We start from the raw sequence: 25,652 nt of genomic DNA, 5'->3' as shown, positions 1-25,652 counted from the left end.
CGCGGCGGGACGCGCCTCGCGCGCCGCCGAGGCGCGCTGCTCCTTCTCTTCCAGCGCGCCGCCCTCCGCTCAGGGGCGGGCCGCGCGGCGCTCGGAGAGCTGCGCCAGAAGGCCGAGCGCGCCCTGACCCTCCGCGATCTCGCGCCCGCGCCGGAAGGCCGCCTCGGCCCGATCCCGCGCCTCCGCGGCCGTCGGCGCGCCGCGCACGAGGGCGATCTCGCCCTCGAGACGGTAGAGCTCTGGCTCGAAGTAGCGTTCGTCGCTCTTCTCGACGAAGGCCAGCGTGTCGGCGAGCAGCGCGCTCGCCTCGTCGACGTTGCCCGCGCCGAGCTCCGCCTCGATGAGCGCTGACCGCCAGTAGGTGAGCGACACGCGGCTGCCGACGCCCGTCAGCATCGCCAGGCCTCCGCGGATGCGCGCGGCGCCCTCGGCATACCGCGCGCGCGCCGCCTCGCCGGCCGGCCCCTCGGCCGCGCGCGCCGCCGTCGCCCAGCCGAGGTCGATCTGGCTGAGCGCCGCCCAGTGGGGCATGCCCACCTCCTCGGAGAGCTTGCTGAGCGCGTGCGCGTGCGCCTCCGCGCCCGCGAGATCGCCGAGCAGGCAGCACAGCACGGCCGCGAAGTGCTCGACGAAGCCGCGGCTCACGGGCTGGTTCAGCTCCTCGCACAGCGCGATCGCCTCGTCGACCGAGGCCCTGGCGCGCTCCGGCTCGCCGAGATGGAACGCGATCCAGGCGAGGTGAGACAGGGAGAACGCCGCGGCGTCCTGGCCGAAGAGGAAGGCGAGCGGGAGGTGACGCGCGGGATCGTAGAGCGCGAGCACCTTGTTGAAGTGCTCGCGGGCCTCGCGGAGGTGCCCTCGGAGGAAGCGCGTCGCGCCGAGCGCCTGGTGGGCGCCCAGCGTGATGCCGGCGTCGCCCGTGCTCTCGGCGAGCGCGAGCAGCTGCTCGCCGTGCTGCTCCGCCAGCGCGTAGTCGCCGCGGACGTGGAAGAAGATCCAGAGCCCCCACAGCGCGGGGAAGAGCTGCGGCGAGGAGCCCGCCTCGCGGCAGAGCGCGTGCGCGCGCGCGTACGTCGCCTCGACCTCCGGGGCGGCGTAGCCGCGCGTGATCATCAGCGGGACGCCGAGCGTGGTCTGCAGCGTGATCTCGTCGCGCGTCCGCTCCTTGGTCTCCGGGAGCTGCTTGAGGAGCTCTAGCCCGCGGCTGAGCTGGCTGATCGCCTCGGCGTGCGCGGACGAGAACAGCGAGGCCTCACCCGCGCGCTGCCACGCCGCGATCGCGGGGCCGAGCAGCGCTGCCTCGGTGTAATGCCGCGCGAGCAGCTCGGGCGGCGTATCCGTGGAGCGCTCGGCGAGGACGGCGGCGATGCGCGCGTGGTACACCTGCCGGGTGCTGCGGAGCAGCGACTGGTAGGCGGCGTCCTGCACCAGCGCGTGCTTGAACGTGTACGTCGAGCGCGGGGGGCGCCCCCGCTGGAAGAGCAGCTCGGCGTCGACGAGCTGCGCGAGCGCCTCGCGCAGCAGCTCGGGGCTCGACGCCATGAGCAGCGGCTCCGCGCCCGCGCTGCCCGCCGCGCACAGCTCGAGCGCCTCGTAGCCGAACGATCGGCCGAACACCGCGGCGAGCTGCGCGACCTCCTTGGCAGGGCCCAGGCGATCGAGGCGCGACATCAGCGAGTGCTGGAGGGTGGTCGGGATCTCGGGCGCACCCACCCCCTGGCGCGCGGCGCTCGGCGCGCCGGTCGACTCCTCTGCGGCGGCTTGCGCGGCGGCTGACTCGACCACCATGCGCGTGAGCTCCTCGGCGAACAGCGGGACGCCATCGCTGCGCTCCGCGAGCGTCCGGATCATCTCGTCTGGCAGCGACGCCTTCATGCCCGGCGCGCCGCTCGTCGCGTATTTGCCGGCCAGCTGCTGGACGAGCGCCCGCATTCGCTCGGCGCTGAGCGGGGCGAGGTAGATCTGGGTGAAGTGCGAACGCACCGGCCACGGCGGCGCGAACGTCGGGCGCGCGGTCAGGAGCAGCAGCAGCGGAGACGGCCGCCCCTCGTCGATGAGCCGGCCGAGCAGCTCCAGGGTCGACGGGTCGGCCCAGTGCAGGTCCTCGGCCGTGAGCACGAGCGGCTGCCGATCGGCGAGCCCGAGGAAGAGCTGCAGGAGCGAGGAGATGGTCTCCTGCCGCTGGCGCTGCGGGGTGAGCGCCGGCACGGGGTGACGTCCCTCCGTCGGGATCGACAGCAGCGCGGCGAGCAGCGGCACGGCGAGCGGCCCCGCCTCCGCCTCGGCGAGCAGCTTCTCCAGCCGCGCGAGCCGGTCTTCGCGCGGCTCGAGCCCTGCGCCGCGCTCCGTCGGCGGTGCGGCGCCGCTCAGCGTGCTCGCGCGCTCGCGATCGCCCGCGAGCAGCGCGTTGAGCAGCTCGATCACCGGATAGAAGGCGCTGTTCTGGAGCTGCGGCGAGCAGCGCGCCTCGAGCCACAGGTGGGGCGTCCCGGCCAGCCGATCGCGGAACGCGCGCACGCTCCGCGACTTGCCGATCCCCGCCTCGCCCGTCATCAGCACGACCTGGCCCGCGCCCCCCGCGGCCCGCGTCCACCGGGCCGCGATCTCGTCGAGCTCGCTGTCTCTCCCGACGAGCGGCGTGAGCCCGTGCTGCATCCTCGCGTCCAGCCGGTCCCGCGCGGTCGTGCGCCCGTGCACCGCGAAGACCTCGATCGGCTGGCGCGCCTCCTTCGGGCTGATCTCGCCGAGCGCGTCCACGTGGTAATAGCCCTCGACGAGCTTCAGCGTCGCGCGGCTCACGAGCACCGTGCCCGGCTCCGCGTGGGCCTTCAGCTGCGTCGCGGCGTTCAAGGTCGGGCCTGCGAGCGATGGCGCGGCGTCGCTGTCCGCCACGACGACCATCCCGGTGTGCACGCCGACCTGCACGGACAGCGGCATGGACACGAGCTCGCGCGCGTTCAGGCGGGACATGTGCTCGACCAGATCGAGCGCCGCCTGCACGGCGCGGAGGGCGTCGTCCTCCCTCGCGACGGGGTGGCCGAAATACGCGATCGTCTCCTCGCCTGGGGAGCGGAGGAAGACCCCCTCTTGCGCCCCGATCACCTGGGCGCACACCGCCTGATACATCTGGACGAGCTCGTGGAACGCCTCGCTGTCGACCGTGTCCGCGATGCGCTCGGCGCCGGCGAGCCCGCAGACCAGCACGGTGAGCTGGCGGCGCTCGCCGCGGCCGGTGGTGGACATCGGCCGCGTCCCGGGCGCGACGCTGGGGCGGGACGTGAAGTTCGTCGCCGGCGCCGTCTGCGGGCTCCCCGAGGCGCCGAGGTGGATCGACGCGTTGCGGATCGGCCTCGCCGGCGCCGCGGCGGGCGCGACATTGCGGCCTGGGATCGCGAGCGTCGGCGCGGCGCCGAGCCGCTCGTCCTGCCGCTGCTGCTCGGGGGATTTGCGCACCGTGCCCGGCGGCGGCTCGGGTTGCTCGGACGGCACGAGCTGGGTCTCCTGCTCGGCCTCGACCTGCCGCGCCGGTCGCGTCGCGATCGCCCGCTGCTCCAGGGCGCCGCCGCGCTCCTTCAGCGAGGCGGAGTGTCCAGGATCGGGCGGAAGCGGCCACGGGATCCCCGACACGTCGCACTCCTCCAGCAGCTCGTAGGCGTCGCGGGCGGACCGGAAGCGGTGCGCCGGCGACTTGGCGGTCGCTTGCTCGAGCAGCACGCCGAGGGGGTGGCCGCGGAGGGCGCGGGGGATCGGCACCGGCTCGGGGCTCAGCTGGCGGAAGATGACCTCGGCGATCGTCGCCTCGTGCATCACGGGCGCGCCGATCAGGCACTCGAGAAAGGTGAGCCCCCATGCATAGATGTCCGCCGCTGTGGTCGGGGTGGACTGCACGAGCTGCTCCGGGGCCATGTAGGCCGGGGTCCCGTTGAACTCCCCGGTGGGGGTGAGCGCGCGGTAGTCGGCGGAGCGGGCCTCGCCGATGAGCGCGGCGATGCCGAAATCGAGCACCTTGGCGTGCGTCCGCTTGCCCGACCCGGCGACCATGATGTTGTGCGGCTTGAGGTCGCGGTGCACGACGCCGCGCTCGTGGGCGAAGCCGATGGCGTCGAGCACCTGCAGCATCAGCCGCTTCGCCTCGTTCGGCTCGACCCCCCTCGTGCGCTGGCAGCGCGCGGTCAGCGTCTCGCCGTCGACGTACTCGAGCGCCAGGTAGAGCTCGCCTTCGGGCAGGCGCCCGGCGTCGAGCAGGCGAACGATGTTCGGGTGGCTCAGCTGGGCGATGACCTGCATCTCCCGCTCGAAGCGCGCTTCCTGGGAGCTCGACTCGCGCGAGCGCCGCAGCACCTCGGGCCGAAGCAGCTTGAGCGCCACGCGCTGGGTGGTCACGATCTGGCGCGCATCGTAGACGACGCTATGGCCGCCGCTCCCGAGGTGGCCGAGCACCTGATACCGGCCGTCCACGAGCGCGCCGACCTCGAGCAATCCATCGCGAGCGGGCATCCCCTGATCTCTTACCGCCGAACGCCGCCGGAGTGGATCGTGAACGCCGCTGCCGGTCCAGGTTGATCGCTCGCGGCGCATCGCGAGGCCCGCTGAAGCGACGCGAGACAGGGCGCCGGGGCGAAGCGGCGCCCACCTCTGCCGGCCTTCCCGCTGTGTCGCGTGCCTGGCTGTCCTTCGCTGGGCGTGATGCAGGCAACCAGATCGCCTCGGCTTGAGCGCGTGGTGCAGGAGAACGAGGTCTGATACCCTCGCGCTTGATGGGCAATGCCCCGCACTCCGGCAGCATGCCGCCACCTTCGAGTGGTCGGGGCCAAGGAGCCCTCCTCTACGCCGTCGACGATGAGGAGCTCAACCTGGACCTCATGGATCGGGCGCTCCGCTCCGGCTACCAGGTCCGCACCTTCGGAGACCCTCGCCGCGCGCTGGCGGCCGCGGTGAAGGAGCCGCCCGCCGTGGTCGTCGCCGACTACCGGATGCCTCATTTCAGCGGGCTCGCGCTGCTGCGCGAGCTGCGCCGGCAGGGGCTGAGCTACGTCCCGGTGCTGGTCTGCGCCCCGACCGACGTCGAGCAGATCCAGAAGATCTCCCGGGAGAGCGCGGCCTTCCGGATCATCACGAAGCCCTGGATCGCCTCGGATCTTCGCCGCCAGGTCGACCTGGCGGTGAGCCTCCACCAGCTCCAGGTCGCGCGGAACCACCGCTGAGCCGAAGGCGCCCCGTGGCTTCGCCGTGCGCTGTCCGGGGCGATGCGACCGGATCGCCGGCGGGCGGCGCGGGAGCGTGCTCGCGGTGCCGGGGCGTCCGGTGGTGTCCTTGAGCGATCGCTCCCTCGACGTGGTCGCGCTCGAGCTGCCGCAGCGCTTCGGCGACCGAGGGGGCGCGCTTGCCGAGATCGACGGTCTCCTCGGCTCGCCAGCGCTTGCGGGGGCAGACCTGGTGCTGCTGTCCGAGCTCATCCTCACGGGCTATGTCTCGCCGCGGGGCGACAGCGATCTGCGCCGCTTCGCGGAGCCGATCGACGGGGAGTCGGCGGAGCGGCTCGCCGAGTTCGCGCGAAGGCATGGGATCGCGCTGGCCGGCCCCCTCGTCGAGGCGAGCGGGGGCCGCTTTTACAACAGCTTGCTCGTCTTCGACGCCGACGGACGGCGCGTGGGCCATTACCGCAAGCGTCATCCGTGGTTCCCGGAGCGCTGGGCGGCGCCGGGGGATCTCGGGACGCCGGTCCTCGAGCTGCGCGGCGTCAAGCTCACCGTCGCGATCTGCTTCGATGTTCACTTCGTCTCCGAAGACGCGGGCGACGCGCTCGATGAGGCCGATCTGCTGCTCTTTCCTACGGCGTGGGTCGACTCGCCCGGGGAAGGGGACATGCGCGCCGATCTCCTGCCCGTGCTCGCCCGGCGCCATCGCATCTCGATCGTGAACGCCAACTGGGGGCCCTCCCGCCCTGCGCTCGACGGCCAGGGCGGCTCGCGCATCCTCGACGCGCAAGGGCGGTCGGTCGCAGCGGCGCCGCCCGGCCCAGGGCCGAGCGCTGTACGCGCCGCCTTGCGCTTCGCGCGAGAGCGGCGCGGCACGTGAGCGTGGGCGCGGGGAGCGCCAGCGCGCCCTCGCGCGTAGGCTCGAACGCCTGAGCGCGCTCAGGTGAAGGTCGAGCTTCCCCGCGCGGGCGCGGCGAAGCTGGGAGCCGGCGTGGCTCCCGCGATCGCGCTCAGGTGAACGGGAGCCGGGTCAAATCGACGTTGCCTCCGCTCACGATGACGCCGATCCGCGCCCCTTGGACCAAGCGCCGCAGGACCGCCGCCACCGGGACGGCCGCGCTCGGCTCGATGACGAGCTTCATCCGCTCCCAGACGACGCGCATCGCCTTGACGATGTCCTCTTCGCTCACGGTGACGATCTCGACCCCGCGCTCGCGCAGGACCGCGAAGGTGAGCTCGCCGAGCGAAGTGCGGAGGCCGTCGGCGATCGTGACCGGGTCGTTCGAGGGGATGATCCTCCCCTCGCGCATCGATCGCGCCGCGTCGTCCGCGGCCTCAGGCTCGGCGCCGATCGTGCGCGCGCGCGACAGCGAGCCGGTGGCGATGGCGGTCCCGGAGAGCAGCCCGCCGCCGCCCACGGGCGCGACCACGGCGTCGAGATCGTCCACCTGGGCCGCGAGCTCCAGCGCGGCCGTGCCCTGGCCGGCGATGATGCGCGGGTCGTTGTAAGGATGGACGAAGATCGCGCCCGTCTCGGAGATCACGCGGGCGATCGTCTCCTCGCGCGACCGGAGCGTGGGGGCGCAGCTCACGACCCGGGCGCCGTAGCCCTCCACGGCGGCGCGCTTCACCGCGGGCGCGTTCTCGGGCATGACGATGTACGCGGCGACGCCGCGGATTCGGGCCGCGAGCGCGAGCGCGGCGGCGTGGTTGCCCGAGGAGTGGGTCGCGACGCCGCGCCGCGCCTCCTCGTCCGAGAGGGACAGGACCGCGTTGCACGCGCCGCGGAATTTGAACGCCCCGACCCGCTGCAGGTTCTCGCACTTGAAGAAGACGCGCGCCCCCGCGATGCCGTCGATCGTGCGGCTGGTCATGACGGGCGTCACGTGGGCGTGGGGCGCGATGCGCACGGCGGCGCCGCGGATGTCCTCGACGGTAGGCAAACGGCTCATGGGACGCTCATCGGAGCGCGGTCCCGGCCCGGCGTCCACCGCGAGCCCACGTGACGCCCTCGCGGCGCTGCTTCAGAACAGGTCGGCCGCGATGCCGTCGGCGAAGACCCAGGCTGCTCGCGGGACGCGGACCCGCCCGCCGGCCACCTCCAGGCGGCCGGCGCGCTCGAGCCGCTCCGCGGCCCGCCTCCGCGAGGGCGGCCACGCCGGCACCCCGAGCGCCGCCGCGGCGGCCTCGAGATCGAGCCCCTCGCGCAGCCGCAGCCCGAGCATGATCCGCTCGGACAGCCGCGTCTCCGGGTCGAGCCGCTCCTCGCTCTCCACGGCGATCGCCTCGCCGCCCTCGGCCATCGCAGCCATGTACCGTTCTGGACTCACGATGTTCCGGTACCGGACCGCGAACGCTTCTCCATGCCCCTCCGCGCCGGCCGAGCGAAGGCCCCAGCGCGGGTCCGGGCGAGACACCGTCCCGTAGGCGGCGCACCCGAGACCGACGTAGTCGATGCCTTGCCAGTAACCCAGGTTGTGGCGCGCCTCGTGACCCGGCCTCGCGTAGTTCGACACCTCGTAATGGGCGAGCCCCTCGGCCTCGAGGGCCTCGTCGATGGCGAAGAACGTGTCCGCAACGCCATCGTCTCCGGCGAGCGGCAGGCGACCGCGCCGCGCGAGCTCTCCGAACGAGGTGCCGGGCTCGACCGTCAGGCTGTACGCCGAGATATGGGTCACCCCCGTCGAGGCCACGGCGCGCGCCTCGGCGGCGGCGTGCTCGGGGCGTTGCTCCCGCGCCGCCTCGACCGTTCCGACCGCGACACCGTAGATGAGATCGCCGCTCACGCGCGGCATCCCGGACCGGAGCGCCGCCGAGAGCGCGCCGAGCCCGCCGTCTGGGTCGTGCAGGCGCCCGAGGAACCGGAGGCGATCGACGTCGAGGCCCTGAACTCCGATGCTGAGCCGGTTCACTCCGATCGCTCGGAACGCTCGGGCCCGCTGCTCATCGAGCGAGGTGGGGTTGCACTCCACGGTCACCTCGAGGTCCGGCGAGAGCCGGCCGGCGGCCGCGGTGATGGCCGACAGCACCCTGCCCATCTCGTCCGGCTCCCACAGGGACGGCGTCCCGCCGCCGAAGAAGATGCTCCGGAGCTCGCGCTCGCCCAGCACATCCTCCCGCTTCCGGAGCTCGGCCAGCACGGCGTCGGCATAGCCGCGGTGGTCGATCGCCTCCCGCGCCTTCGCGAAAGACACGAAGTCGCAGTAGGGACACTTCTTGAGGCACCAGGGGAAGTGGACGTAGACGGTGATCGGCTCCATGGTTTTCATGAATCCGCGACAACATTCGACCCGACGCAAGCGGGCGAAGCGGAAACTCCGAGATGAACCGAGATGAGGACGAGGACGACGTGGATGGCGACGAGGACGCGCGGCGGAGCGCGCGTGCCCTGCGCCGGGCAACGCGCCTGGGCACCTTACTCTGCGCGCGCGCGTCGCGCATGGTGACACAATTGCGGGGTCTAGATCGCGGTGTTAGCGTGCGAAAGGGAGGGGGCGCATTGCGCCCACCGAACTCTTCATGCTGACGTTGACGGAGCTTGTCGATCGCGTCCGGACCTATCAGCCGGCTGCAGACGTCGATCTCATCGCCCGGGCCTACGCCTACAGCTCTGATGCTCACAAGGGGCAGACCCGCAAGAGCGGCGACCCTTACTTTTCCCACCCGGCGAGCGTCGCCGCGATCATCACCGAGCTCAAGCTGGACACGGCGAGCGTCTGCGCCGGTCTCTTGCACGATGTCGTCGAGGACACGCTCGCGACGACCACCGACATCGAGAACAGCTTCGGCCAGGAGGTGGCGTTCCTCGTCGACGGCGTGACGAAGCTCTCGAAGATCAACTTCGCTTCCAAGGAAGATCGGCAAGCCGAGAACTTCCGCAAGATGCTGGTGGCGATGGCGCGGGACATCCGCGTGCTCCTCGTGAAGCTGTGCGACCGCCTCGACAACATGCGGACGCTCGAGTTCATGAAGCCCGAGGCGCAGGACCGGATCGCCCGGGAGACGATGGAGATCTACGCGCCGCTCGCGAACCGCCTCGGCATCGCGCGCTTCAAGAGCGAGCTCGAGGACCTGTCGTTCAGGTACATCGAGCCGGAAGCCTGGTCGGACCTTTCGCAGAAGGTCAAGACGACCGCGAAGGAGCGGGACAAGTACATCCACGAGGTCTCGAAGGTGCTCGCGGGCAAGCTCGCGGAGCAGGGCTTCGCGGTCGACGTCACCGGCCGAGCGAAGCACCTCTACTCGATCTGGCGCAAGATGCAGGCGCAGCAGTGCGATTTCGATCAGGTCTATGACGTCATCGCGTTCCGGGTCCTCGTCGAGTCGGTGGCTGACTGCTACGCGACGCTCGGCGTGATCCACTCGCAGTGGACCCCGGTCCCCGGCCGCTTCAAGGACTACGTCGCGCTGCCCAAGCCGAACATGTACCAGTCGCTGCACACGACGGTCATCGGACCCGGGCGCGAGCGGATCGAGATCCAGATCCGCACCCACGAGATGCACCGCGTCGCGGAGCAGGGCATCGCGGCGCACTGGAAGTACAAGGAGAACAACTCCGGCGGCATCGACCCGAAGGACGCCGCGCGGTTCGGCTGGCTCCGCCAGCTGATGGAGTTCCAGAAGGAGCTCAAGGATCCGGCCGAGTTCCTGGAGAGCGTCAAGGTCGACCTGTTCCAGGACGAAGTGTACGTCTTCACGCCGAAGGGCGACGTGCGCGTCTTCCCCCGCGGCTCGACGCCCATCGACTTCGCGTACGCGATCCACACGCAGGTCGGCGAGCACTGCTCGGGGGCACGGGTCAACGGCGCCATCGTCCCGCTCCGATCGAAGCTCCGGAACGGCGACGTGGTCGAGGTGATGACCAACCCGAGCCAGCACCCTTCGAAGGACTGGCTCGATTACGTCTCGACCAGCCGCGCGCGCTCGAAGATCCGCAACTTCCTGCGCACGGAGCAAAGGGAGAAGTCGCTCAAGCTCGGTCGTGAGCTCCTCGAGAAGGAGATGCACCAGCGCAGCATGAGCCTGAGTCGCCTCACGAAGCACGAGGGCGAGCTGCGCAAGGTCATGGAGCGCTTCGGGGTCACCTCGGCCGACGAGCTCTTCATCTCGGTCGGGTATGGCAAGGTGAGCGTCCGCGCGGTGTGCGAGTTTCTCGCGCCCACGCCCAAGGAGAACGAGAAGGGCACGCCGACCCCGCCGCCCGAGTCGATCAAGGAGGGGCGCATCGAGTCGCTCGTCCGCAAGGTCACCGGGCGCGACAGCCACGGCATCCGGCTGAACGGCATCGACGACGTCCTCGTCCGCTACACGAAGTGCTGTAACCCGCTCCCAGGCGACGAGATCGTCGGCTTCATCACGCGCGGCCGCGGCATCACCGTCCACCGCCGCAACTGCGCCAAGGCGTTCGACACGGACCCGGAGCGCCGCGTGGAGATCTCCTGGGACTCGCGCGCGAAGATTAACCGCCCCGTGCAGATCAAGGTGATGACGGCGAACCGGCCGGGCATCCTCGCGACGGTCGGCCACACGTTCCACGAGCAGGGCATCAACATCAGCGAGGCGACCTGTCGCGCGGGCGACGACGGTCGGGCGATGAACACGTTCACGTTCCTGTGCTCCGACCTCGCGCAGCTGAAGAGCGTGATCCGGCGGCTGCAGCGGATCCCCGGCGTGATGGCCGTCGAGCGGACCTGAGCGGCGGGCCTCAGCGGCCACGGCGAGCGCGCGCCGAGCTGCTCGTCCTGGGCGGCGCGCCCGCGGCGCTCGGTCCAGCCTCCGCCAGGGCGCGGGTGAGCGGACGGCCGAGGTCGCCGCCCGGCTCGTGTAGCGCGGCGATCTCCTGCACCTTGCGGACGAGCCGGGTCACGTCGTGGTGGCGGACCGGGGATCCAGCGGAGGCGCGATCACAAAAGAACGTGCGGCACCCGAGGGGCCTCGCGGCATAGATCGCGCAGCGGCCGGCGTCGGTGAGCATCGGGCACCGCCGCTCCGACGCCTGCGGCAGCGCGCGTCGCCGGCTCGGGCCGCCGGCGGACGCCCCCGGCTCGGGCGCTCCCGCCCCGTCCGCTCGCACGATCCCCTCGAGCGCTCGGCGGCCCCCGCGAGCCGCGATCGCGCGCCGGACGGCAGCGAGCTCGACGGACGTCACGTACGGTTCGCGGCCTGTGATCCCGAACCGACAGCACTCGGTCGAGGCCTCGCACGTCCAGCCACTGAAGACCTCTTCCGCCTCGCGGTACACGGCCGACAGCTCGGTGAACAGATCGGCTTCACGGACGGGTGGATCGAGGGTCGTGGTTCGACGCATTCGTTCGGAGGCGCTCTCGTGGTGATCGGACGTACTGCCAGCCCGAAGCGGCCGCGATGCAAGGGGTGGGGAGGGGTGCGGAGCCGGGCGGAGCTTCAAGCAGCGACCCTAGTGCCACGCAGCGCCGCTGCGAAGTAGCAATCCGCCATCCTGACGGGGGCTCTGACGCAGGGCACCAGCGCTGTCCGTTCTGGAGCGAGCTGCCGCTGCGACCGCGGGGGCGTCGGCGCTGTTCCCGGATGCGCGAGGCCGCGCGCTGGGCGGCGAGCGCGCACGCGCTATTCTCGCGCTGGATGCCGGTGCTGCGCCCGAAGCTTCGAGCCCTTGAGATCGTCGTCATCCAGGATGAGCGCCATGGCCGCGCGTTGATGCTGCGCGACACCGAGGGCATCGCGCCGTCTCCGGTCGTCGTTCCCGCCGCGAGCGCCGCCGTGCTCGCGCGCTTCGACGGGAGGCGACCGATCGACGAGATCGCGCGTGACGTCGCCCGGTCGACGGGCCAGCACGTGGACGCCGCCCACGTGTCGCAGCTGGCCGACGAGCTGGAACGCGCGTGGATGCTCGACAGCCCGCGATTCCAAGCGCGCCGGCGGAGCGTCGTGCAATCGTTCGACGCGGCGCCGATCCGGATGGCCGCGCACGCGGGCGGCGCGTACCACGGCGATCGGCGGAAGCTCGCCGACTTCATCGAGCGAAGGTGCCTCCAGGTCGCGCGGCCGCAGGGCGGAGCGACGCGCGCTGTAGCGCCGCAAAGCGCGCCAACGCGCATGGTCGGGCTCTGCGCGCCGCACATGGATCTCTGGCGCGCCGCGGCGGGCTACGGGCATGCCTATGCTGCGTTGGAGCAGGCGCTGGCGGGTCCAGGGCTCGAGCAGGTCGACACGTTCGTTCTGCTCGGGACGTCGCACGCCGCGATGCGCCGTCCGTACGCCGTCTGCGAGAAGACGTTCGCGACGCCGCTCGGTCCTCTCGAGCCGGATCGAGAGATGATCGCGGAGCTCGCGGCGGCGAGCCGCTTCGACGTGCGCGAGGACCAGTACCTGCACAAGAACGAGCATTCGATCGAGTTTCAGGCCGTGTTTGTGCGGCACCTCCTTGGCGGCCACGCGGCGTCGATCGTACCCATCCTCTGCGGCCTCTCGGAGTGTCAGGCGCGGCGTCGCGACCCCGCGCAAGACGATGGCGCCGAGTCGTTTCTGAGGGCGCTCCGCGACGCCCTGGCGAAGCGCCCCGGTCGCGTCCTCGTCATCGCAGGAGCGGACCTCGCCCACGTCGGCCCGCGCTTCGGTGATCCCGCGCCCCTGGACGAGCGGCAGCGGACGGCGCTGCGCGACCGCGATCTCGCATCGATCGAGCGCGCGACGTCGATCGATGCGCCGGGCTTCTTCGTCGACGTCGCACGTGACCTCGCCAGCCGTCGCGTCTGCGGCCTCGGCCCCATCTACACGCTGCTCCGCGCGCTCCCGCCGTCGTCCCGCGGCGAGATGCTGCACTACGAGCAGTGCGTCGACCCCGAGGAGGGATCGATCGTCAGCCATACGTCTCTCGGATTTTACGGTTGAAGATCCGCGCCTGGGCGTCCGCCTTGCGCGCGCTGGCGCTTCGTCATCGAGCTCGCCGAGAGCCCCCCGCGCTGGCGCGACGCGAGGCTCCCGCAGATGAAACGGGCGTCACTCAGCCGCGCGGGACCCTGCGGCGCGCGATGTCGAGGCCGAGCCGGTCGGCCTCGCGGTAGATGGCCTGCCGCGACATGCCCAGGGCACGCGCAGCCGACGCGACGGAGCCGTTGGCCCGGGCGAGGGCGTCCTCGAGGCGGGCGCGCGCGAGCGAAGGATCCGTCGCGGGCGGGAGGTTCGGCTTCACCCGCGGGCCGCGCGCGAGCGATCCCGCGATCGGCGTGACGGAGAGCGGACCGTCCGGCGCAGCCTGGGCTGCGGTCACGATCGCGGACTCGAGCTGCGGGACGCCGCCCGGCCAGCCGGCGCGGACGAGCGCCTCCAGGAGCTGCGGAGTGAAGCGGTCGAGGCCGATCGCGTTGCGCTCCGCGATGTCGCGCACGATGAGCGGCACGTCCTCGCGCCGCATCTCGAGCGTCGGGATCGTGATCCGCTTGCCGGAGAAGAGCGAAGCGAACCACGGCGCCACGCGCCCGTCGCCGGCGGCACGGTCGAGCGGCTGTCCGGTCGTCGCGATGATGCTGACGCCGTTCGAGCGACCGACCGAGTGCGCGATCTCCAGCTGCTGCGGGCGCGGCAGGCGATCGGCGTCGAGGACGAGCCATGTCATCGGTCGTGCGCCCGGCGGAATGGCCGGCTTCGTCTCGGCGCTGCCATCGACGACCAGCGTCTCACCCAGGCCCTCGCGCACCGCTGCGGCGAGGCGAGCCAGCGTCCGCTTCCCGACCCCGGGCGCACCCTCGATGCAGACGCTGGAGCCCGACTGCACGAGCTTCATCACCGGGTCGATCCAGTCCTTGCGCTGCTTCGAGCCGAACACCAGCGGCCCGAGCCGAGACGGCGCGCCGTCATACAGCGCGAGGTGCCGCTCGACGAAGACCCCGAGCTGATGCCCGAGGCGCACCACGTCGCCGTGCATCACGCCGATGCGCCGGGCGCGGACGCCGTTCACCCACGTGCCGTCGTGGGTGTCCATGTCCTCGATGTAGCAACCGTCCGAACGGACGCTGATCTTCGCGTGCTCCGGCGCGATCCCGTGGCCCTCAATGCGCCCGTCGCGCGCGGCGCTGCCGATCACGGCGCCGTCCATGAGGCTCACGATCCGCGGCGGAGCGTCGAGCCCGATCAGGACGAGCCCCCACCCGCCGTCGTCATCCTGTCGTTTGGCGTGGACTCCGGACCGGTACTCTTTCTGAAGGACCGGCGCCGTTGTCTCCGCAACGTCCACTCGCAAAGCAGTCTGTTCGTTCATGCTCCCCCCAAGTCCAAAGGACCTGCCTGGTCGACCCAGGCCAACCAAGAGCGCGCCGAGTGGCGGGCACCCCTTATGATGTAAGAGCCCCCCACACGGTGCCGCTGTCGCGAACGCGAAGGCTTTTGTGAGCGGCACCGTTCGTGGTGCTGCTTGGCGAGCCCCCTCGCTCGCAATGGCCACACAATACTCGACCAGAGCGGCCGTGCAACCTGCCGGCGACGGAAGTTTTGAGGTTTTGTTGTTGAGAGCTTGACTCCCACCACGCCGATTGGTACTCATCCGCCACGCATCGACGGAGCGAACCTCCGGTGATGACCCGGCGCGAATCAGGATTTTTCTGACAAACGCCTTTAGAAGTGGTTTCCTGAATTAAGTGATTGACATCTGCGGGAGTAACTCAGTGGTAGAGTGCAACCTTGCCAAGGTTGACGTCGCGGGTTCAAATCCCGTCTCCCGCTCCACGACATAGGCTCTGCGGCAGCGAGCAGACCCTGCGAGGCCGGTGTGACCCACCGGCCTCTGTGTTTTGTTCAACGTTTTGCTCAACGTTTTGCTCAACCGCTCGGCGCGCTGGCGTCGTGGGAACGCACGGGGCGATGCGCCGAACGGTGCGCCAGGCGGCGGGCCTGTGATACGAGGATTCGCCTCATGTCCGCTCCGCTCCACGAGCGCCTGCGCCTGCTTGCCCATAGCCTCGAGCGGCAGTTCCTAGGCAAGGACGAGATCATCCGCCTGCTCATGATCGCGGTCGTCGCGGGCGAGCACTGCGTGCTCCTCGGCCCGCCGGGGACCGCGAAGAGCGCGCTCATCCGCACGCTCGCCGAGCTGATGCAGGCGCGGTACTTCGAGTACCTGCTCACGCGCTTCACCGAGCCGAACGAGATCTTCGGCCCGGTCGACATCGGTGCTTTTCGCGAGGGCGTCTACCGCCGGAACACCTCGGGGATGCTCCCCGAGGCGGAGATCGTCTTCCTCGACGAGGTCTTCAAGTCGAACAGCGCCATCCTGAACGCGCTGCTCACGCTGCTGAACGAGCGCAAGTTCGCGAGCGGCGGCCAGGTGCTCCGCTGCCCGCTCATCAGCGTCTTCGCTGCCTCGAACGAGGTGCCCGGCGACGAGACGCTGACCGCGATCTTCGACCGCTTCCTCCTGCGGGTGCAGTCCGACAACCTCGACGCCTACCACTTCAGCGAGCTGCTCCAGCGCGGCATCCAGCAGGAGATCCGGCATATGGCCGGCGAGCCGCTTCGCCCGCTCGTCGCGGCGCGCGAGCTCGCCGAGCTCGGCCGAGGGTTCGGCGCGCGGATGAACTTCGGCGATGCGTTCCTGTCGGCCTACAAGGGGCTGGTGTTCCAGATCCGCGCCGAAGGGATATCGCTCTCGGATCGTCGTGTCGTGAAGATGCTCAAGCTCTTCGCAGCGAGCGCTTACCTCGATGGCCGCCAGACGACCGACGCGAGCGACTTCTTCGTGCTCAAGCACATCTGGAACAACCAGGATCAGGCGGCGATCCTCGAGGGCATCGTGCAGCCGGTGCTCGAGGCCTTCTTTCGCGAGCACCCGGATCGCCGCCGCGTCGGCGCGCTCGGCGTCGGCGTGGAGGCGCTCGCCGCGGAGATCGATCGGATCCGGCAGATCCTCACGGGCGGCGCCTCGCTCGGCGACGTCCAGCTGTTCAGTCAGCTGAAGGCGCTCGGCGAGATCAAACAGGCGCTCGCCGGCATCAACGACGCTCGCGCCCGCGAGCTCGAGGCGCGCGTGTCTCAGCTGCTCGAGGCTTCGTTTCGGAGCGGACGCTTCGCGCAGATCTAGCGGCGCCCGGTCCGGGCGTCGCCGGCGCGGCGGCGTCGGTCCTGGAGCGAGCCGTCCTCCCTGCCGGGCTCCGGGCGGGCGTGCTCGGGGCGGCGTCGGTCCTGGAGCGAGCCATCCGCCCGGCCGGGCTCCGGGCGGGGGCGGGCGTGCTCGGGGTGGTGTCGGTCCTGGAGCGAGCCATCCGCCCGGCCGGGCCCTGACCAGGTGCGCTCGGGGCGTCGGCGTTGGTTCTGGAGCGAACTCTCGGCTGTGCCGGTCCCCGGCCGCGCGCGGCAGCACCAGCGGCTTCCTGTGTAGGCCGAGGTGACGCCTTCGCGCCTGACCGGGCCGAGCTGGCCGTGCGGCGGTGGTCGACCGGACCCGACGACGCGCCCATCACCGCGCCGCGGATCCGCTTGGGCACGCCGAACGCCTCGCGGATGTGGAGGAGCTCATCCACCGTCAAGGCGCGCCACTCTCCCGGCCGGAGGCCTTCCGAGCTCACGCCGGCGAACGTCGTCCGGGCCAGGCGCATCACGGGCCAGCCGGTCGCCTCGCCCATGCGACGGATCTGCTGGTTGCGGCCCTCGCGGAGGGTCACCTCGATCCACGTCTTGTCGCCCTCGTGGCGGAGCAGCCGCGCCTCGGCCGGCAGCGTGACGCCATCCTCGAGGCGGATCCCCTCGCGCCACGGCGTGAGATCGTCCTCGCTCATGACGCCCTGAACCTTCAGGACGTAGGTCTTCGGCACGCCGCCGCGCGGATGGAGCAGCGCGTTGGCGAAGTCGCCGTCGTTTGTCATGAGGAGGATGCCGCTCGTCGCGAAGTCGAGCCGACCCACGGGGTAGAGCCGCGCGCCCGTGCCGCGCACGTGGTCGGCGACCGTCGGGCGCCCCTCGGGATCGCGCAGTGTCGAGACGACGTTCCGCGGCTTGTGCAGCGCGACATAGACCGGCGCCTCGGAGACGAGGCGCTTGCCGTCGACCTCGATGCGGTCCTTTTGCCGGTCGGCCTTCAAGCCGAGCTCGGTCACGACGCGCCGGTTCACGCGCACCCGCCCGGCGAGGATGAGCTCCTCCGATGCGCGACGCGAGGCGACGCCGGCGCGCGCGATGATCTTCTGCAGACGTTCTTCCATGGTGTGCTCGGGACCTACGCCGACGCGATGGTGTCGGCCGACGGCACTGATAAGCACGCTCCGCGCGCCGCGTCGACCGACCTGGGCGGTACGCTGCTGGGATCCGAGGCCGACGGCCGGCACGCCTGCCCTGGCGAACGCCTGCGGCGGCAGGAGCACCTGTGCGCGCTTGCGCCGTCCGGGCAGGGGGCGAAGTTGACCCGACCTCGGCTCGAAGGAGGCGCGCTCTATTTCTTCTTGTCGCTGGAGGGCGCCGCGCTCCCGCTGTCGCCCACGGCCTCGTTTGCCTTGTCCGCGGCCGCTTGATCTTCCGCAGCCTTCTTCGCGGCTGCAGCGGTGGCCTCCTCTTCTTTCTTTCGCTCGTCGTCCTCGAGGCGGCGCTTCAGCTCGTTGTCGTGATCCCACCGATCGACCCGCTCGTCGGCATCGACGTCCACGCCCATCCGCTCGAGCCGACCCATGCGGTAGATCTCCCAGACGTCCGGCTTGCCGTCGCGGTTCGTGTCGCGCTTGATGCGCGCGAGCTTGCCGCCGCTGTAGTACTTCCACTCGTCGGGGTTGCCGTCGCGATCGGAGTCGACCTTCACCTCGGCCAGCCTTCCACCGGCGAACGTGAGCCATGTGTCGATCCGGCCGTCGTAGTTCGAGTCGGACTCCTCGTGAAGGCTCTCGCCCTTGTCGTTGTACTTTCGGACGACGTCCTTCACCCCGTCGAAGTTGGTGTCGATCTCGCGGCAGACGAGCGCCCTCTGGCGGTCTTCGCCGGTGCCCACGATCTGCCAGACGCGCCTCACGTTGGGCTGGATCGCGCCTGGCCCGGCGGTCTCGCTCGTCTCGCGATCTTCTTTGCCCTTCCAGTCGCACATCGAGCGATCGTCGATGCTGCCGTCGGCGTTGCGAGCCGCCTCGACCCTCGGCGCCTTCGCGCCTTCGAACCCTGGATCCGAGCCGCACGCCGCGCCGAGCAGGCTGAGCGTGGCCAGCGCGATGAGCGCTTGTCTCCTCATGTCACGGTCCCTTCTTGGCGGCCGGCTGGCCGGGCGCGGAGCCCGCGGGCGCGGTGCTCGCCGATGCAGCCGCGCCAGCGGGGGCAGCGGTGGGCGCGGCGGTCGTCGATGCAGCCGCGCCCGCGGCGGGGGCAGCTGTGGGCGCGGCGCCCGGCGCCCCGGCAGCCGCAGGCTGCCCTGCGCCCGCCCCTCCCTCCACGGGCGCGGCGCCGCCGGGCGGGGGCACGGGCGCTTTCGGCGCGCCGTACGACTCGGCGCAGAGATCCACCACGCTTCCGGGATCGGCCTTGCCGTCGGCGTTCTGATCGCTCGCCACGACCGCGCACTTCGCGTCGTTCGGGTTGTTGAATTGCCACCACTGGTCGACGATCCCATCGCCGTCGGAGTCGCGCTCGCGGCGCGCGAGGCGCGGACCCTCGTAGTAGTCCCAGGTGTCGAGCTTGTCGTCGAAGTTGGTCTCGCGCTCCTTCAACACGACCGCGCCGCGCTCGTAGTGAGCGATCTCGTCGGCCCGCCCGTCGCGGTCGAAGTCCGATTCGCGCCGCCGTTCCACCCCCTTGCCGTCGTAGTAGATGAAGGCGTCGATCGCGCCGTCCAGGTTCAGGTCGACGACCCGACAGACCTCCCGGCCGTCTTGCTTCACGTGGATGATGTCGGGTATCCGGTCGCCGTTCACATCGACCTTCTCCGCAGAGGCGGAGTCCTTGTCGCAGGGCTCGTGGACGACCGCCGTGTCCCGTTCGCTGGTGGAGCCCTTCGCGCTCGAGGGTTCCGGCGTCGAGGACGCGCAGGAGGCGACCGAAATGGTGATCAGGGCCACAAGCGAGCACCTGGACGACCGCCAGGTGAGCGGGAATCGCGTCATCAAGAGATTCCTCCGGCCAGCCCGGAACCCTCGGGACAGAAGCTCGACGCGCCGGGCGAGCCGTCCCGACGCGGACCAGCTTCAAGCCGCAGTCTAGACCGCGGCCCGCGCGCACATCAAGAAGCCCACTAAACGCGACGGACGCGACGGACGCGACGGACGCGACCCGCGGCCCAGCCCGGCCGATCCCCGAACCCCGGCGAGCACGGTGGCGCCATTCCGATTGACATCATACGTACCGGCATCTAGGGTAACGTCTTGTCAGTCGTACCCTTCGAGACTGGCGGGTTACCCTCCCGGGCGTGACATGTCGCGGAAGAAAGTCTCGACGACCATCTACATCACGCCCGAGCAGGCCGAGCGGCTGAAGATCCTGCACGAACGCACCAAGGTCCCGATCGCGGTCTACATCCGCGAAGGGATAGATATGGTCCTCAAGCACTACGAGCACGTGCTGCCAGGGCAGATGTCCCTGGAGAGCCCGCCGGTCGCCGCGCCGCCGATCCCGAAGAAATGACCGGCGCCGGGGGCCGCAAGGCTCTGGGCCCGGGGTGCTGGGCGCCGGTCGCTCGGGGTGGATAGCTTCGCGGCGCGGGTCGCGCTAGGAGCAGGCACGCCGCGGTCCTCCATTTTCCGCGGCGCTCGTAGAGCCGCGCGCCGCGGCTCGCTCCCCCTGAGGGGCCCGGACGTTCCAGTCCGCTCCCTCGCATCTCGGTCGAGGCCGCGCGCTGCGGCCGCTAACGCTGGTCAGGTCGCCGCGCCCTGAAGCTCGCTATGCCCGTTGATTCCAAGCTCATCCGCAACTTCTCGATCATCGCCCACATCGACCACGGCAAGTCCACGCTCGCCGACCGCATCCTCGACGCGACCGGGGCGCTCACCGCCCGCGAGCAGAAGGAGCAGTTCCTCGACAAGATGGACATCGAGCGCGAGCGGGGGATCACGATCAAGGCCCAGACCGTTCGCCTGGATTACACCGCGAAGGACGGCCAGACGTACCGGCTGCACCTCATCGATACGCCCGGGCACGTCGACTTCAACTACGAGGTCTCGCGCAGCCTCCAGGCGTGCGAGGGCGCGCTCCTCGTCGTCGATGCCACCCAGGGCGTCGAGGCGCAGACCCTCGCGAACGTCTTCCTCGCCCTGGACAACAACCTCGCGATCCTCCCGGTCCTCAACAAGATCGACCTCCCCTCGGCCGACGTCGAGCGGACGACCCGCGAGATCGAGGACGTCATCGGCCTCGACTGCTCCGGCGCCATACCCGCCAGCGCCAAGACGGGGATCGGCATCGCGGAGATCCTCGAGGCGGTGGTCGCGCGCATCCCGGCGCCGAAGGGCGACCTGAACGCGGCGCCCCGCGCCCTCATCTTCGACAGCTGGTACGACAGCTACCGTGGCGCGGTCGTCATGGTGCGCGTCGTCGACGGCATCATCAGGAAGGGCCAGAAGGTCCGCTTCATGGCGACCGGCCGCGACTACGAGGTCACGGAGATGGGCGTGTTCACGCCCCACGCGACCGCCATCACCGAGCTCGGGCCAGGGGAGGTCGGCTTCCTCGTCGGCAACATCAAGAGCGTCGTCGACACGAAGATCGGCGACACGGTGACCGACGCCGTCCACCCGGCGACGACGCCGCTTCCCGGCTTCAAGGAGGTCAAGCCGATGGTCTTCGCCGGGATCTTCCCGACGGACTCGGCCCAGTACGAGGACCTCCGCGACGCCCTGTCGAAGCTCCACATGAACGACGCCGCGTTCGTCTTCGAGCCCGACACCTCCGAGGCGCTCGGGTTCGGCTTCCGGTGCGGCTTCCTGGGCCTGCTCCACATGGAGATCATCCAGGAGCGGCTGGAGCGCGAGTACAACCTCGACCTCATCACGACCGCGCCGAGCGTCGTCTACCACTGCTACCTGAACGACGGCTCGATGAAGTCGATCGAGAACCCCGCGAAGCTCCCGCCGCCGAACCTCACCGATCGCATCGAGGAGCCGATCTTCCGGATGACCGTCCACGTGCCGTCGACGTACGTCGGCGCGGTCCTCGCCCTGTGCCAGGAGCGGCGCGGGGAGCAGAAGTCGATCCAGTACGCCTCGTCCGACCGCGTGATCATCACCTACGACATGCCCCTCAGCGAGGTGCTCTTCGACTTCCACGACAAGCTGAAGAGCGTGTCGCGCGGCTACGCGTCGATGGACTACGAGCTCGTCGGGTACCGCGCCGACGACCTCATCAAGCTGGACATGCTGGTGAACGGCGACCCGCTCGACGCCCTCAGCGTCATCGTGCACCGGGACAAGGCGTACGCCCGGGGCCGGGACCTCGCGGTGAAGCTCAAGGACATCGTGCCGCGCCAGCAGTACGAGGTCGCGATCCAAGCGGCGATCGGGTCGAAGGTCATCGCGCGGACGACCGTGAAGGCGATGCGCAAGGACGTGACCGCCAAGTGCTATGGCGGCGACATCAGCCGCAAGCGCAAGCTCCTCGAGAAGCAGAAGGAGGGCAAGAAGCGGATGAAGATGGTCGGGAGCGTCGAGATCCCGCAGGAGGCGTTCCTCGCCATCCTGAAGATCGACTGACGCGCGGGGAGGCTGGTCACCGCGCGCCGCGCGGCCACGCGAGCGTGGCGGCGCGCGGCGCACGCTCGTATAAGCCGCCCATGCAGCCCGCCCCCGTCCGGCCGCGCGAGCTCCGCGCGGCGTTCTCTGCCCTCGCCCTCGCCCTCGCCGTCCTCGCGTGCGACGAGCCGCCCGCTCCGGCGCCTCGAGCGTCCACCTCAGCCTCCGCGCCGCCGGGCGCGGACAGCGCGGCGCCGGCCCCGAGCGCCGCGGCGACCCTCGCGGCCATGGAGGCCGCGAAGCGAGAGTTGCCGCCGCGGCCGATCCCGATCGGGTCGAGCGGGCCGATCCAGCCGAGCGCGCCGGCGGAGCAGCAGATGATGGCGATCCAGTACACGCTCGCCATGGTGTCGCCGCGGTCGACCGACCCGCTCGTCGACAAGCCCTACCTCGAGGGCATCCTGCCGAAGCTCGCCGCGGCGGTGCGCACCGCCGACAAGGGCAAGACCCCGCCGAACCCTGTCAAGGCGACCAAGGGGAACAGGAAGATCGAGGTCGACATGGGCAAAGGGTGCACCGAGCGCACCCCGTCCAACCTGCTCGCGCAGCGGGCAGGCTCCTCTCTGAAGGAGGCGTACGACGCGGGGATCCTCGTCGTCTCCTGCCACGACGACCGATGGGAGTGCCACCAGTCGACGCGGGATCCGAGCGACGTCCTGTGCCACGCAGCGCCGCGGCGCTGAGCGTGGTATGGGCTGCGCCTGCCATGCAGGAGACGCTTGCCTACTCGGTCCCCGGCGCCAACGCCCTCCCTCGAACGGGTCCGCTCGCCGAGATGCTCGTCGAGCTGAACCGCGAACGCCCGCCGCTCGCCCGGCTGCGCCACGACGCCACCGTCGCGTTCGGTCCGACGATGCGCGTCGAGCGCTTCGCCCTCGGGAACGGGCTCAAGGTGCTCGTGCTCGTCGACCCCTCGGCGCCCGTGGTCTGCCTGCAGACCTGGTTCGGCGTCGGCTCGCGCCATGAGCGCGTGGGCAAGACCGGCATCGCCCACCTCTTCGAGCACCTCATGTTCGGCGAGACGGAGAGCGTCGCTCACGGCGCGTTCGACCGGATGCTCGAGGAGGCCGGCGCCGAGACGAACGCGGCGACGTTCCTCGACTGGACCTACTACCACACGAACCTGCCGAAGGACGCGCTCGAGCTCACCCTCCGCCTCGAGGCGCAGCGCATGGCGCGGCTCGTCCTCCGCGATCCGCAGGTGTCGAGCGAGAAGGAGGTCGTCGCCAACGAGCGGAGGCAGCGGGTCGACGACGACGTCGACGGGGCGGTGAGCGAGCTGCTCTACAAGGAGGCGTTCACCAAGCACGCCTACGGGTGGCCGACCATCGGCTGGATGGAGGACATCAAGGGCTTCACGACCGAGGACTGCGTCGAGTTCTACCGGACGTACTACGCCCCCAACAACGCGGCGCTGGTCATCGTCGGCGACGTCGCGCTAGACGAGGCGCTGCGCGGGGTGCAGGACCACTACGGCGCGCAGGAGCCCTCGAAGATCCCGGTCGAAGAGGTGTGCCCCGAGCCGCCGCAGATCGCGGAGCGCCGCGCCGAGGTGGTGAAGCCGACCGCCACGCACAAGGTCGCGATCGGCTATCGCGCGCCGGCGCTCGGGGATTTCGACCACGCGCCCCTCGCCCTGCTGAACGAGATCCTCTTCTCCGGGCGGTCGTCGCGCGTGCATCGCGCGCTCGTTCAGGAGCAGGAGATCGCGAGCGAGGTCCGGGGTTGGGTGGGCTCGTTCCGCGATCCTTCGCTCTATGACATCTATCTCTCGGCTCGCGGCGAGCACACGGGCGAGGCGCTGCTCGCGGCCCTCGAGCCGCTCCTGGAGGCGGTGCGCCGCGCCCCCGTTACCGAGGCGGAGCTCGATCGGGCGAAGGCGCGCATCGAGCTCTCGGTCCTGCAAGGGCTCGAGACCGTCGCCGGCAAAGCAGAGCAGATCGGCTTCTACGAGACGGTGCTCGGCGATCCTGCGGCCCTGTTCGAGCGGCTCGCCGCCTACCGGCGGGCGACCGTGGGGGATCTGCTGCGTGTGGCGCGGCGCTACCTGGTGAGCTCGGCGCGGACCGTGATCCACGTGATCCCGGACGGGACGAGCGACGAGGACGACGAGGACGGGACGGACGCGGAGAGCGAGGAGGCATCGTGAGCCAGAGCGTGAAGAGCGGCCTCGCCTGGGGCGCCGAGGGGCAGGGCAGGGGAGCGACGGGGGGTCGCGTGGCGCCCCGCGACGGCGCGGTGCTCGTGGAGACGAGCCACGCGCTCCCCATCGTCAGCATCGTGGTCGCGTTCCCCTCTGGCTCGGCGCACGATCCGGCCGGGCGCGAGGGGCTCGCGCGCGTCACGGCGCGCATGCTCCGCCGCGGCGCGGAGGGCTACAGCGCGAACGAGATCGAGGAGACGATCGACGCGCTCGGCGGGGAGTTCGGCACCGACGTGGCGACGAGCGCGACGACGGTGCATTTCGAGGTGATCAAGCGCTCGCTCGACCGGTTCGTCGAGCTCGGGGCCACGCTCCTCGCGCGCCCGACGTTCTCGCCGCCGGAGCTCGCGCGGCTCCTGCGCGAGGCCGAGGCCGAGCTCATCGAGGCGCGCGACAGCGATCGCTCGCTCTGCAGCCGCGCCTTCCGGCGGACACTTTTCGCCGGGCACCCGTACGGCCGCCGCACCGCGGGCACCATCCCGACGTTGCGGGAGATCACGCGCGACGACGTCGCCGCGTTCTATGCGCGGCACTACAGCCGGCGCAACGCGATCGTCGCCATCTCGGGCGACATCGAGCCCGGCGAGGCGCACGGGGTCGCCGAGCGCCTCCTGTCCGGCCTGCCCGAGGGCGAGGCGATCCCCGATCCGGTGACGGATCCCGGTGCGAGGCCGGGGCGTTGCCTCGTGTTCGTCGACAAACCCGAGCGGACGCAGACGCAGATGGTCATCGGCGGGCTCGGCACCGACGCCCACGACCCCGATCACATGGCGCTCCTGGTCGCGAACACCGCCTTCGGAGGCACCTTCTCGTCGCGGCTGATGCAGGAGGTACGCGCGAAGCGTGGCTGGTCCTACGGCGCCTCGTCGCGCGCGGGCTTCGATCGGCACCGCGACGCGTTCACCATGTGGACCGCGCCCGCGGCGCAGGACGCCGCCGCCTGTCTCTCCCTGCAGCTCGGGCTGCTCGAGGCGCTGCGGCGCGATGGGATCACCGAGGACGAGCTCACGTTCGTGAAGCGCTACCTCGTCCGCTCGCACGCATTCGAGATCGACACCGCGAGGAAGCGCGTGCACCAGAAGCTCGACGAGCTCCTGTACGATCTGCCGGAGGGGTACCACGAGACCTACCTGAAGCGGATCGAGGACGTCACGCTCGAGGAGGCGAACGCCGCCGTGCGGCGCCGGATCTCCGAGGACGATCTCGTTATTGGCGTCGTCGGCACGCACGAGGAGATCGGCGAGGCGATCGCCGCGGCCGTCCCGAAGCTGGCCGAGGTGAAGATCGAGCCGTACGATCTCGAGTAGCCGGCGCCGCGCCGAGGGCGATCACGTCGCGGCGCGCAGGCCGCGAGACCCGGGCGCGCGCCGTCTCGGGCGCTCTCGCCCCGCGGCGGCGAGGCCTCGCGCTGGCGACGCCGGCGGCCTGTCCGAGCGGCGTCGGACGCCCGGGAGCGCGATCGGAACCGCCCGTCGGCCGCTGGCATCCAAGGCGCTGCTCCTTCGCGAGATCGTGGCAGGGCTCGCGGCCCGCTCCAGGATCATCGGCACCTCCGGCCGCGATCGCTCAGCGCGCGCCGCGCGATGCCTGCCACGG

The 25,652-nt window shown here is 70.9% G+C and carries 18 protein-coding genes and 1 tRNA gene; 11 read left to right on the top strand and 8 right to left on the bottom strand.

Features of this window, described 5'->3' with window-relative positions; all coding sequences use genetic code 11:
* Positions 1 to 69: 69 nt before the first annotated feature.
* Positions 70 to 4,497, bottom strand: a complete 4,428-nt coding sequence (locus tag WMF12_RS20475) for a protein kinase domain-containing protein (RefSeq protein WP_437873205.1) — start codon at positions 4,495 to 4,497, stop codon at positions 70 to 72.
* A gap of 260 nt (positions 4,498 to 4,757) precedes the next feature.
* Here WMF12_RS20475 and WMF12_RS20470 point away from each other — a divergent pair, with 260 nt between their 5' ends.
* Positions 4,758 to 5,204 (top strand): response regulator, encoded by a 447-nt coding sequence (locus tag WMF12_RS20470; RefSeq protein ID WP_012236479.1) that lies wholly within the window; start codon positions 4,758 to 4,760, stop codon positions 5,202 to 5,204.
* Between the two features lie 103 nt (positions 5,205 to 5,307).
* Positions 5,308 to 6,078 (top strand): carbon-nitrogen hydrolase family protein, encoded by a 771-nt coding sequence (locus tag WMF12_RS20465; protein WP_437873204.1) that lies wholly within the window; start codon positions 5,308 to 5,310, stop codon positions 6,076 to 6,078.
* 130 nt (positions 6,079 to 6,208) lie between these two features.
* Here WMF12_RS20465 and WMF12_RS20460 read toward each other — a convergent pair whose 3' ends face one another.
* Positions 6,209 to 7,150 carry a pyridoxal-phosphate dependent enzyme gene (locus WMF12_RS20460; protein ID WP_437873203.1) on the bottom strand — a complete coding sequence of 314 codons (942 nt, stop codon included), beginning with the start codon at positions 7,148 to 7,150 and terminating at the stop codon, positions 6,209 to 6,211.
* Positions 7,151 to 7,222: 72 nt separating this feature from the next.
* Positions 7,223 to 8,467, bottom strand: a complete 1,245-nt coding sequence (gene hemW, locus WMF12_RS20455; RefSeq protein ID WP_437873202.1) for a radical SAM family heme chaperone HemW — start codon at positions 8,465 to 8,467, stop codon at positions 7,223 to 7,225.
* Positions 8,468 to 8,717: 250 nt separating this feature from the next.
* Here hemW and WMF12_RS20450 point away from each other — a divergent pair, with 250 nt between their 5' ends.
* On the top strand, positions 8,718 to 10,892 hold the full coding sequence (locus tag WMF12_RS20450) for a RelA/SpoT family protein (RefSeq protein ID WP_437538533.1): 2,175 nt from the start codon (positions 8,718 to 8,720) through the stop codon (positions 10,890 to 10,892).
* Positions 10,893 to 10,902: 10 nt separating this feature from the next.
* Here WMF12_RS20450 and WMF12_RS20445 read toward each other — a convergent pair whose 3' ends face one another.
* Positions 10,903 to 11,505 carry a YkgJ family cysteine cluster protein gene (locus tag WMF12_RS20445; protein ID WP_437873201.1) on the bottom strand — a complete coding sequence of 201 codons (603 nt, stop codon included), beginning with the start codon at positions 11,503 to 11,505 and terminating at the stop codon, positions 10,903 to 10,905.
* A 56-nt stretch (positions 11,506 to 11,561) separates the two neighbouring features.
* Between WMF12_RS20445 and amrB the strand changes: the two genes are divergently transcribed.
* Positions 11,562 to 13,067, top strand: a complete 1,506-nt coding sequence (gene amrB / locus WMF12_RS20440; protein WP_437873200.1) for an AmmeMemoRadiSam system protein B — start codon at positions 11,562 to 11,564, stop codon at positions 13,065 to 13,067.
* 112 nt (positions 13,068 to 13,179) lie between these two features.
* Here the strand turns inward: amrB and WMF12_RS20435 are convergent, their stop codons facing one another.
* The gene (locus WMF12_RS20435; RefSeq protein WP_437301585.1) at positions 13,180 to 14,409 is read right to left on the bottom strand and encodes an FHA domain-containing protein; all 1,230 of its coding nucleotides are present in this window, start codon (positions 14,407 to 14,409) and stop codon (positions 13,180 to 13,182) included.
* Between the two features lie 413 nt (positions 14,410 to 14,822).
* Here WMF12_RS20435 and WMF12_RS20430 point away from each other — a divergent pair.
* Both WMF12_RS20430 and WMF12_RS20425 read left to right on the top strand, forming a co-directional pair.
* Positions 14,823 to 14,897 (top strand) — tRNA-Gly (locus tag WMF12_RS20430).
* 187 nt (positions 14,898 to 15,084) lie between these two features.
* Positions 15,085 to 16,248: an AAA family ATPase gene (locus WMF12_RS20425; protein WP_012236471.1), complete on the top strand. Its 1,164-nt coding sequence runs from the start codon at positions 15,085 to 15,087 to the stop codon at positions 16,246 to 16,248.
* On the opposite strand, the gene WMF12_RS20420 is transcribed toward WMF12_RS20425, so the two are convergent.
* The 3 genes from WMF12_RS20420 to WMF12_RS20410 all read right to left on the bottom strand — a co-directional run bounded on the left by WMF12_RS20420 (position 16,160) and on the right by WMF12_RS20410 (position 19,237).
* Entirely contained in the window at positions 16,160 to 17,365 is a 1,206-nt protein-coding gene (locus WMF12_RS20420) for a pseudouridine synthase (RefSeq protein ID WP_437873199.1), read from the bottom strand. The genes WMF12_RS20425 and WMF12_RS20420 overlap by 89 nt on opposite strands.
* A 227-nt stretch (positions 17,366 to 17,592) precedes the next feature.
* The gene (locus tag WMF12_RS20415; RefSeq protein WP_437873198.1) at positions 17,593 to 18,372 is read right to left on the bottom strand and encodes a hypothetical protein; all 780 of its coding nucleotides are present in this window, start codon (positions 18,370 to 18,372) and stop codon (positions 17,593 to 17,595) included.
* A gap of 1 nt (position 18,373) precedes the next feature.
* A complete protein-coding gene (locus tag WMF12_RS20410; RefSeq protein WP_437873197.1) occupies positions 18,374 to 19,237 on the bottom strand; it encodes a hypothetical protein in 864 nt (287 codons plus the stop codon).
* Positions 19,238 to 19,544: 307 nt separating this feature from the next.
* On the opposite strand from WMF12_RS20410, the gene WMF12_RS20405 reads away from it, so the two are divergent.
* The 5 genes from WMF12_RS20405 to WMF12_RS20385 all read left to right on the top strand — a co-directional run bounded on the left by WMF12_RS20405 (position 19,545) and on the right by WMF12_RS20385 (position 25,363).
* Positions 19,545 to 19,754 carry a ribbon-helix-helix domain-containing protein gene (locus WMF12_RS20405; protein WP_012236467.1) on the top strand — a complete coding sequence of 70 codons (210 nt, stop codon included), beginning with the start codon at positions 19,545 to 19,547 and terminating at the stop codon, positions 19,752 to 19,754.
* A gap of 257 nt (positions 19,755 to 20,011) precedes the next feature.
* A complete protein-coding gene (gene lepA, locus WMF12_RS20400; RefSeq protein WP_437554314.1) occupies positions 20,012 to 21,814 on the top strand; it encodes a translation elongation factor 4 in 1,803 nt (600 codons plus the stop codon).
* 80 nt (positions 21,815 to 21,894) lie between these two features.
* On the top strand, positions 21,895 to 22,536 hold the full coding sequence (locus WMF12_RS20395) for a hypothetical protein (protein ID WP_437873196.1): 642 nt from the start codon (positions 21,895 to 21,897) through the stop codon (positions 22,534 to 22,536).
* 23 nt (positions 22,537 to 22,559) lie between these two features.
* Positions 22,560 to 24,002 (top strand): M16 family metallopeptidase, encoded by a 1,443-nt coding sequence (locus WMF12_RS20390; RefSeq protein ID WP_437873195.1) that lies wholly within the window; start codon positions 22,560 to 22,562, stop codon positions 24,000 to 24,002.
* The gene (locus WMF12_RS20385) at positions 23,999 to 25,363 is read left to right on the top strand and encodes a M16 family metallopeptidase (RefSeq protein WP_437873194.1); all 1,365 of its coding nucleotides are present in this window, start codon (positions 23,999 to 24,001) and stop codon (positions 25,361 to 25,363) included. The genes WMF12_RS20390 and WMF12_RS20385 overlap by 4 nt, the downstream gene beginning before the upstream one ends.
* Positions 25,364 to 25,652: the final 289 nt, after the last annotated feature.

The organism is Sorangium sp. So ce363 (assembly GCF_051520435.1).
Classification (GTDB): Bacteria; Myxococcota_A; Polyangia; order Polyangiales; family Polyangiaceae; genus Sorangium; species Sorangium cellulosum_B.
The sequence above is the reverse complement of the archived record's forward strand: the minus strand, read 5'-3'. Positions and strand labels throughout refer to the sequence as shown.